Annotated in this window: 8 protein-coding genes; 3 read left to right on the top strand and 5 right to left on the bottom strand. The window is 61.2% G+C overall.

Annotated features, from left to right (window positions below; genetic code table 11):
• The 4 genes from P8K07_05670 to P8K07_05655 form a co-directional block, all read right to left on the bottom strand.
• Positions 1-359: hypothetical protein (locus P8K07_05670; protein MDG1958013.1), on the bottom strand; the 359-nt coding region annotated here is incomplete at its 3' end.
• A 286-nt stretch (positions 360-645) separates the two neighbouring features.
• Positions 646-3,183 (bottom strand): TonB-dependent receptor, encoded by a 2,538-nt coding sequence (locus P8K07_05665; GenBank protein MDG1958012.1) that lies wholly within the window; start codon positions 3,181-3,183, stop codon positions 646-648.
• Positions 3,176-4,498 (bottom strand): MBL fold metallo-hydrolase, encoded by a 1,323-nt coding sequence (locus P8K07_05660; protein MDG1958011.1) that lies wholly within the window; start codon positions 4,496-4,498, stop codon positions 3,176-3,178. The genes P8K07_05665 and P8K07_05660 overlap by 8 nt, the downstream gene beginning before the upstream one ends.
• Positions 4,495-6,042: a sulfatase-like hydrolase/transferase gene (locus tag P8K07_05655; GenBank protein MDG1958010.1), complete on the bottom strand. Its 1,548-nt coding sequence runs from the start codon at positions 6,040-6,042 to the stop codon at positions 4,495-4,497. Before P8K07_05655 ends, P8K07_05660 begins: the two co-directional genes overlap by 4 nt.
• Before the next feature lie 163 nt (positions 6,043-6,205).
• Between P8K07_05655 and P8K07_05650 the strand changes: the two genes are divergently transcribed.
• From P8K07_05650 to P8K07_05640, 3 genes are read left to right on the top strand one after another with little or no spacing between them, the layout of a single operon-like run.
• Complete coding sequence (locus tag P8K07_05650) at positions 6,206-6,940, top strand: TetR/AcrR family transcriptional regulator (protein MDG1958009.1); 735 nt, start codon at positions 6,206-6,208, stop codon at positions 6,938-6,940.
• Positions 6,941-6,951: 11 nt separating this feature from the next.
• Positions 6,952-7,305 carry a VOC family protein gene (locus P8K07_05645; protein ID MDG1958008.1) on the top strand — a complete coding sequence of 118 codons (354 nt, stop codon included), beginning with the start codon at positions 6,952-6,954 and terminating at the stop codon, positions 7,303-7,305.
• A gap of 30 nt (positions 7,306-7,335) precedes the next feature.
• Positions 7,336-7,932: a class I SAM-dependent methyltransferase gene (locus P8K07_05640; GenBank protein ID MDG1958007.1), complete on the top strand. Its 597-nt coding sequence runs from the start codon at positions 7,336-7,338 to the stop codon at positions 7,930-7,932.
• Between the two features lie 62 nt (positions 7,933-7,994).
• On the opposite strand, the gene P8K07_05635 is transcribed toward P8K07_05640, so the two are convergent.
• The coding region (locus P8K07_05635) for a molybdopterin dinucleotide binding domain-containing protein (GenBank protein MDG1958006.1) at positions 7,995-8,374 on the bottom strand (380 nt) is incomplete at its 5' end.

Genomic DNA, 8,374 nt, shown 5'->3' with positions numbered 1-8,374 from the left:
AGGTCGCCGGTTCTGGCGCTGCCATCAAGCGCGGCTATCTCTTCGTAGCCGGGGAACATCCAGGAGGATCGCAGCGAGGGGCGACGCAGCAGCCTGTCGGTGGCGCTCAGGACGCTGACGTTCATGCTCATCTCCGGTTTGGGCCGGTTCTCTGCTTCGTCCGGAATGAATCGTGCGGCGAGTCCACCCATGATCTTGGCGGTATCGGCCTCGCTCGGACAGTCTCCACTTTCGCCGTATTGTTCCCGCACTTGCGCCATTTTTTCGAGGAATGCATCGGCGCAGCCGGCGTTCTCGACCGCGCTCTCGGCGTTTGCCCGCAACGTGCATCGCGCCAGTTCGCGCTGGGCTTCACCCAATTGGATCTCGCAAGGGCTCAGCGCCTTTGCGGAGTTTCCGCAGCCGGCCATGCTGACAACGGCGATGAACAGGACGAGTCGTCCGATTTGGCTGTGGAAAGTCCCGCCGCTGCGGGGTGAGGTTCCGGGTTTGAGGATGGGGTTGCTGGTTCGAAAAGATCTGCGTATTAACCGATTTCTAGACCATATAGAGGCCCGAACGCGCAAGTGTTGAGATGGCCCCCCACCAAAATGAATCCGGGTCTCCCCGGCATGGTCGGGGCGGGATCCGGCGCGTTTGGCCTCCTCAGAACGTATAGGAAAGCTCGGCCCCGAACGTGCGCGGTACCCGATAGAAGCGGTTCGCCACGCCGAAGGTCGCCGAAAGCGGGGTCACGTAATCGATGACCTTTTCGTTGAGCATGTTTTTGGACCATAGGGCGACCTGCGCGCGATCATCGAGGAAGTCCCACGAGAGGCGGCCGTTCAGAAGGTTGACGCCACCTTGGCGGCCCTGCAGCAGTTCGCGCCCGGAGTAGTAGATCTCGGATGTATAGGCCCATTCCAGCCGCGGCGTGATGTAGCCGTCGAGCATCTGGGCTCCAGTGACCTGCACCGGGAACGAATGCTGCAGCGAAACGAAGGTCTGTAGCTGGGGAATACCGGCAAAGCTCTCGCCGCTTCGATTGATCTCGTTTCCATCATAGTCCGAGATCGCCACCGGGAAGTTGTCATACCGGGCGTCGACGACTCCTACCGAGCCTTGCACAACCATCCCGTCGATCGGTCGCGCGAGGAGCTCGAATTCCAGCCCCTTGGTCGTTGCCTGGGCGGCATTCTGGGTGATGCGGACCAATTCGGGGACTCCATCGCCGTCCAGATCCCCCAGATCCTGAATACTGGTGACCTGAATGTCGTCGTAACTGCCGAAAAAGAACGAGACGTTGGCCGACAAGCGTTGGTCCAGAAAGACGGTCTTGGCACCGATCTCGAAGTTGTCGAGGATCTCGGGGCCGAACGCCGGCAATTCCGCTAGTTGGTCGTCGATGCGCGGTCCGGGGACGGCGTTGAAGCCGCCTCCTTTGAAGCCCTGCGAATAGGTGAAGTAGCCCATGATATGATCGAAGGGCGAATCATCAAGATAGCGCTCGGGCACGGTGGCCGCGATGCTGGCCATCGGGGTGAAGCGCGAAAACAGCTGGCGGCCGGAGCCCGCAAAGGTTTCCTCACCTGTCTCGACAGCGTACTGCTCTAGCGACGCCTGTTTCAGATCTTCGCTGTAGCGCAGGCCGGCCGTCGCACTCAGCCAATCGGTGACGTCGAGCGTTGCCTGGGAATAGACCGCCCAGTTCGAGTTGTCGGTGCCGATAGTGGCATAGGTGCTGCGGGTGATGGATGCGGGTACATCGCGCAGCTTGATGTCGGTTGTGGTGTTGGTGGGTTCGGTGGCATTTTCCCAGAAGACGAAATAGCCGGCCACGAAATTCAGGCGATCGTCAAGGGCGCTGCCGTTGACCTGGAGTTCTTCGGAGATCTGTCGCGCAGTTCCTTCGCCGCCATTTGTCGGGATTCCGGAGGGCGCGAATTCGCCGCCAACACCGAGGCGGTCCACGGTCGGTTCGATTGTCATATCGGTGTCGCCGCGAAAACGGTTGCGCTGTTCGCGCCACGAGGTCAGAAATTTGACGCTCAAGTCCTCGATCGGACCCACGTCACCAATCTGGTAGGTGGCGGTGCCCCAGGCGCCGTAGCTGCGCAGGTCAAAGAGCATCGGGACGTTCGCATTGATCCGGTAAGGCTTGCTGGCGCGACAGGCGGCCTCGAGTCCGCGCGATTGCAGGCCGCTTTCGCGCACATAGACGCAACGGCCGCCGCGGTTACGGTTGTGTTCGCGCGTCCAGGTGCCGCTGGCGTCGATGGTCAGGTCCTCGATCGGTTGGAACCGCAGGCTTCCGAGGAAGGCTACGGAATTTCGATCGGATTGATAGAGGTCCTGTGTCTCGTTGTAGACATAGCCGCGGTCGTTGGTGGTGGCGACCGAAAAACGGCTGGAGAGCCGGTCGCGCAGCCAGCCGATATCGATGGGGATATTGACCATGGCGCGGGTGGTCACCGAACCGAAATTTCCGGGCCGAACCATCGCGAAAGCCTCGAGCTGATCCTGCGGCTTTACGGTGGTGATATTGATCGCTCCGCCGACAGTGTTTTTTCCGAAAAGCGTTCCCTGCGGCCCGCGCAGGACTTCGATCTGGCCCACATCGACCAGATCCATCAGGGATCCGAGCGCGCGGGGCAGAAAGACACCGTCGACATAAAGTCCCACACCGGGCTCAAATGCCACGCCTGCAGTCGAGGTCCCCACGCCGCGTATGCGGATCAGGGTGGAGTTGCCGTTGATGCCCGAGTCGATGCGCAGGTTGGGCACCAATTCCTGGATCCCGTCGAGTCGGTTGATGCCGGACTCACGCAGGACCTCGGCACCGAGTGCTGTGATGGATACTGGCGTGTCCTCGAGCAACTCCGCCCGTTTGCGCGCGCTGACCACGATCTCCTCGATCCTGGCTTCGCGTGTCGGGCTGACTCGGGTGAGCGATTCTCCTGCTTGGGCTTGCTCGACTTGTTGGTCCATCGAGTCGACCACCGCATCTTCGCCGCCCAGGGTGTCGGTTTCTTCGATCGCCTCCATGTACTGGATGTCCGAGGCGGGGGTGCTTTCCGATTGGGCGTGAGATTCTTGTGGTACGAGCAGGGCCGCCAGCAAGCTGAATAGAGCGGCCCATGCGAGCCGGCTCCGGAGGAATCCGGGTTGGGTAGCCGATGGACTTTGAGGATGAGTCTTATTCACGATTTCTCCCAAGTTGGTGCTCCAGCCAAAAGGTTTCGAAGTGGTTTGTTCGGCCACTTTCGTCAAGAAGAACTTCGAGGATATTCGTTTGGGTTTGCCGAACTTGTCCGTTTTCGGGCTCCGCGTCCAACGCAATCTCGGTCAGGTGCAATGCTTCGAGTATTCGGCCTTCGTCCAGTCTTTGCTGCGCTCGTGCCGCGATCGCGGATGCGCCGCCGGCCATGGCGACCAGTTCGGGATAGACCTCGTTGCGCGGCAGCGCGTAGATCTCGGAGGTCTGCTGCAGATGGAACCAGCCGGTATAGGCCTCCCAGATACTCCGCACCCCCCAGGATACCTTGCCGTGGGGTTCAGGCAGGGCAAGGTCGGGCGGCAGTTGGATCTCTCGCATCAGCGTATGGACATCCTTGCCCGCATTCATGCCATCGAACACCGCTTGCTCCACATAGGCGATGGCGTCACGCATACGTCGCAGGCCCGCGCGGATCCTTTCCTTTCCTTCGATCGGGGCAAAATGGCTCGGCACAAGCATTTCGGGATCGAGTTCCAGAATTCTGTCGAGCGAATCCATGTAGGGTTTCGGAAATCGCGCTCTCTCGCCTCGCATGGACGTCAGGTTGGGCCACATGGGGAAGGTGGTTCCGAAAAGATCTCCGGTAAACAGGATCTCCTGATCGGGCAGCCAGACCGAGAGCCCGTCGGCTCCCTCGGCGCCGGGTGTCGGGATAATCTCGAACCGGATCCCGCCCTGTTCGAAAGCGTAGGGCTCGTACAGCACGCGCGTCGGCTCAACCGTCGGATAGAGATGTTTGACCAGCCCCGAGAGGATCCCGGGGACAGCCGGGGTGTGGTCGGGAAAAAAGATCGCGTTGCGCGACATCAGAAGGGGCGAGAGTTCCTTGAGGTAGCGCTGGTTGTGCGCGAATTCGGCATGAGCGACGATTTCGGTCTGGCTGTCGGCGAAAGAGTCGGTCGCACTATAGTGGTCTGCGTGCGCATGGGTGAGCACGACATGGCTGACCGGGCCGGGGATGATCTCGAGCAATTGTTCCTGCACCTTCGGCTGGTTGGAGAGGCCGGTGTCGACGATGACGGTGCCTTCGGTCGTCACGATCGCTTGTGCATTGGCCGTGCCGCGCGACTGGAAGACGTTCGGAGCAATCTCGATGGCCACATTGAGATCCTCACCCAGATCGAAGAGCTCATGAGTGGAATTTCTCTGCGCGCCTTCCTGTCCAGCCCCATCGATTTCCGCAGAGGGCGATGGCTGACATCCGAACAGAACGAGCAGGACCAGTAGCCGGCCACACGTCATTGGCAAAGTCCTCCCTGCAGAAAGCTCCAGGGCTCGCAGTCATAGATCAGGCGGCCACCTTCGCCGTGCATCCAGTCCAGGGCGGTGAGAGCCCCTTCGGGCGGCATGCCGGGTGCGGGTTCGGGCCCGAGGGATTCGATCGGTCGGGGGTAGGTGGCCCAATCCAGAGGGGCCCGCCAGCCGGGGGGTGGTACCAATTCCGAACGCGTCCCCGAGACCGGGTAAAGAAGGCGCCAGCGCTGGATGGCATCGGACATTCGCGCGACCACTTCGGGATTGGCCGCCGCCAGATTGTTTCGCTCATGGGGGTCATCGTCGATCCGAAAGAGGTAGTTGGTGACGTCCGCCGATAGAAAGCCCTGCTGGATTTCCTGCACCAGTTTCCACTCGTCGTCGAACGCCGTGAAACTGAACGAGCCGCGGATCGGCGTTTCGGAAGTGAAAAAGAGGTAGTCATCCAAAGCAGGCGCTTTGCCCGTGCCCTGGATGGCGGGCCATAGATTCCGCCCATCCAGCTCCTTTGCGGCACCGGACGAGACTCCTGCGGCGGCAGCCAGGGTGGGAAAAACGTCCATCACCGATGAGATCTCGGGGAACTTTTCGCCTGCAGGAATCTCCTTGGGCCATCGCATGACCGAAACCACCCGGATGCCGCCTTCGAAGGTATCGCCCTTGCCACCACGCAGCGGCGCATTGTCCGCGCCGCCTGTTGCGTAGGCTGCGCCGCCATTGTCGCTGAAGAAAAGGACGATGGTGTTGTCGGCGATCCCCTGCTGGTCCAGCGTGTCGAGGATTTGTGCGATTGCCTGATCCATCGCGTCGACAACCGCGGCATACATCGGTCGGGCACTGGGGCGGAGCGTCAATTTTCCGATCATACGGGATCGATCGGATTCGCGACTGCGAGTCGGTTCGCGGTCGTCGACCAGGTCGGCATATTTCTCCTGCAAGTCTTCGGGGGCGTCCAGCGGCGTGTGGGGAGCAAGAAACGGGACATAGAGAAAGAAGGGTTTGTTTTTGTCCCGGTCGCGAATCCACCGAGAGGCCTCTTCTCCCATCAGGAACGTTTCGTAGCCTTCATCCTCGATGCTTACGCCGTTGCGTTGAAAGTCTCGTCCCCCCTGCGCGGCAAACGGAGGGAAATAGCCGACCTCGGTATGGAGGTGGCCGTAGAAGTGCTCGAAGCCGCGCTCATTTGGGTGATAGGTTTGCTGAGAGTGGCCGAGGTGCCATTTGCCGACCATGGCGGTCTGGTACCCGGCGGCGCGGAAGCTTTCGGGCATAAAGTGTTCGTCGGGATGAACGCCATTGTTGCGCCACGGCATGATCACGGCGTAGGCGATGCCGAGCCGCATCGGATCTCGTCCGGTCATCAAGGCCGCACGGGTGGGTGAGCAGATGGGTGTTGTGTAGAAGCGTTCCAGTTCAAGACCTTCCCGGGCCAATCGATCAAGGCCGGGAGTGTCAATCGGGCCGCCGTGGAAGCCCACGTCCGCCCATCCCAGATCGTCGGCCAGCATGACGATGATATTGGGCCGGTCCATGGCCGGGGCCGCGATGGGGCGGGCGGGAGTGAGCAGCAGGCTGCACACTCCGAGCAGAAAGTAATTCCATGGAAACCGCAAACGATGACCTCCCCGCCCCGTAGGGGCGAATTCGAACTTCTGGCTCTGGTAAAGGAACCCCATTGATACTAGAGTATTAAATATGTCAAGCGGTCGTGATTCGGAGGTGCAGCAGAGGGGTGATGGCACCGGGCAAGCAGCGCGAAGGGAACCCGGCACCGCGACGCGGGATCGTATTATCGCGGCTGCCGAAGAGCTCTTCGCCGCCCGAGGCGTCGATGCCGTATCGTTGGTCGAGATTGGTGTGGCGGCAGGGCAGAGAAACCGCTCGGCGGTTCAATATCATTTTCACGACAAGGCGGGCATGGTCGCGGCTGTCCGGGCCAAACATCAGCCGGCGATCGAAGCCCATCGCATCCAGCTTCTGGAGGAACTCGAAAGCAGACCCGCGCCGCGGCTGCGCGGGTTCGTCGAAGCTCTGGTGTATCCACTGGCAGAGCATGTGCGATCGACTCCGGGTGGGCGGGCCTACCTGTGCATGAGTGCGGGTCTTCTCGGACACCCCGAATACTCGCCGATGTCCCGGGAAAGCACGGCCAGTCCGACAGCAGTCCGCTTGATGAGCCATCTGTCCGAGCGCTCGCGGCGCCTGCCTCACGATGCCGTGGGTCCAAGGATGTTGCTGGTGACCGGTATGCTTTTTCATGGGCTGGCGGACCATGCCCGCGGCCCGTCGTCTCCTGCCTCGGGTGACGAAGACCAGTGGCGGCAGATCGTCGAGAACCTGGTCATTTGTATTGTGGCGGTTCTGAAGGCTCCAGAACCTCGCCAACCGCAAGGGCTGAAACAGTCGAGCGGCAGCGGGGCTTCCTCTTGAATCTTGCTTACGTGAACATCTTCGTGAGTGACCTTGATCGAGCCGTCGACTTCTATGAAGGCACGCTGGGCTTGGTGCGAGTCTCTTATGAACAGGAACACGGTTATGCCGCGTTCCGGGCGGGAGCGATCTCGCTCGGGCTTGCGGTGGCCGAGCCCCGGCAAGACGAACTTGTGGGTCGGCATACCGGAGTGGGGCTGGCGGTTGCGGATCTCGAGGCCGAGCACGCGAGGCTGACTGCTTTGGGTGTGACGTTTTCTCTGCCTCCGACGCGGCAGCCCTGGGGTGGCTTCATGGCAATGTTCGCTGACCCGGAAGGGAATATCTTCTATCTCGATGAGGTCGCGGTGATGCACTCGGCGTAGGACCAGAGGCTATCAGAGGAAAAATCTACCATGTCGAAGCCGCGAGAGGATGTTCTGCCGACATACAATCGTGTGGCGACTGGTTGGGATCTTCACCGGGATTGCTCTCTTTTCGAGAAACCTTACCTGGATCGATTTCTCGCATTGGCGCCGGGCCAGCGCGTCCTCGACCTTGGCTGTGGTTCCGGGCGCCCGATTGCGGCCTATCTCCATGGCCAGGGTGCGGCGGTGACTGGTGTGGACGGCGCATCGGGAATGACCGCAATCTTTCAACGCAACCTGCCCGATTGCGAGGTGCTGACCGCGGATATGCGAGGATTGGAACTCGGGAGGGTCTTTGATGCCATCCTGGCATGGGATAGCTTCTTTCACCTTCCGGTGTCTGACCAGATCGCGATGTTTCCGGTCTTCTCCCGGCATCTGGTGGCAGGCGGCGTCCTCATGTTCACCTCAGGGCCGCAGGCAGGCGAGGTCTGGGGCACCGTGGAAGGCCAGTCGGTCTATCATGCAAGTCTGGATCCCGCGCAATATCGATTTCATCTCAAAGCCTCGGGAATGTGCGACCTCTCCTTTACCCCCGAGGATCCGTGTTGCCAGGGACGATCGATATGGATCGCGCAAGCTTGATGGCCTGAGTACAGTCGCGGGTTTCAGGCTGTTTCCCCGAGCCGCCTGCGCGAGAAGTGGCGTCAGGCGGTTCGATCTTGAGGTTCTGGATTGACGGGAGACTCCGCCGGAAGGCCCGACCAGGAGGTCGGATCCAGCGCGCCGGCCGCAGGTCGGATCTCGACGTCGATCCCGGTGAGGTGCGCCATGCCCGAGAGGCGTTCGATCCGTTCGGGCCCATCCGCGGCGAGCAGGTTGACGTTCACGCCCGAGGTGCGACTCGCCACGCCCAGGCCGTCGGCATGTTGGTGGCCCCAGCCGTGCGGCAGGGCAACCGATCCGGGCATCAGATCCTCGATGATACGCACGGGCACGCGCACGGTGGCGACTGGCGAAATGACATCGGCGAGGGCCCCCTCGGCGATTCCGACCTGCGCTGCATCCTGGGGGTGCATATGCAGGT

The sequence above is a fragment of the Candidatus Binatia bacterium genome (assembly GCA_029248525.1).
GTDB lineage: Bacteria > Desulfobacterota > Binatia > UBA12015 > UBA12015 > UBA12015.
The sequence above is the reverse complement of the archived record's forward strand: the minus strand, read 5'-3'. Positions and strand labels throughout refer to the sequence as shown.

Excerpts from the sequence above, each read along its gene's own strand:
- P8K07_05660 (MDG1958011.1), bottom strand. The coding sequence starts at position 4,498 with ATGACGTGTGGCCGGCTACTGGTCCTGCTCGTTCTGTTCGGATGTCAG.
- P8K07_05655 (MDG1958010.1), bottom strand. The coding sequence starts at position 6,042 with ATGGACCGGCCCAATATCATCGTCATGCTGGCCGACGATCTGGGATGG.
- P8K07_05650 (MDG1958009.1), top strand. The coding sequence starts at position 6,206 with ATGTCAAGCGGTCGTGATTCGGAGGTGCAGCAGAGGGGTGATGGCACC.
- P8K07_05640 (MDG1958007.1), top strand. The coding sequence starts at position 7,336 with ATGTCGAAGCCGCGAGAGGATGTTCTGCCGACATACAATCGTGTGGCG.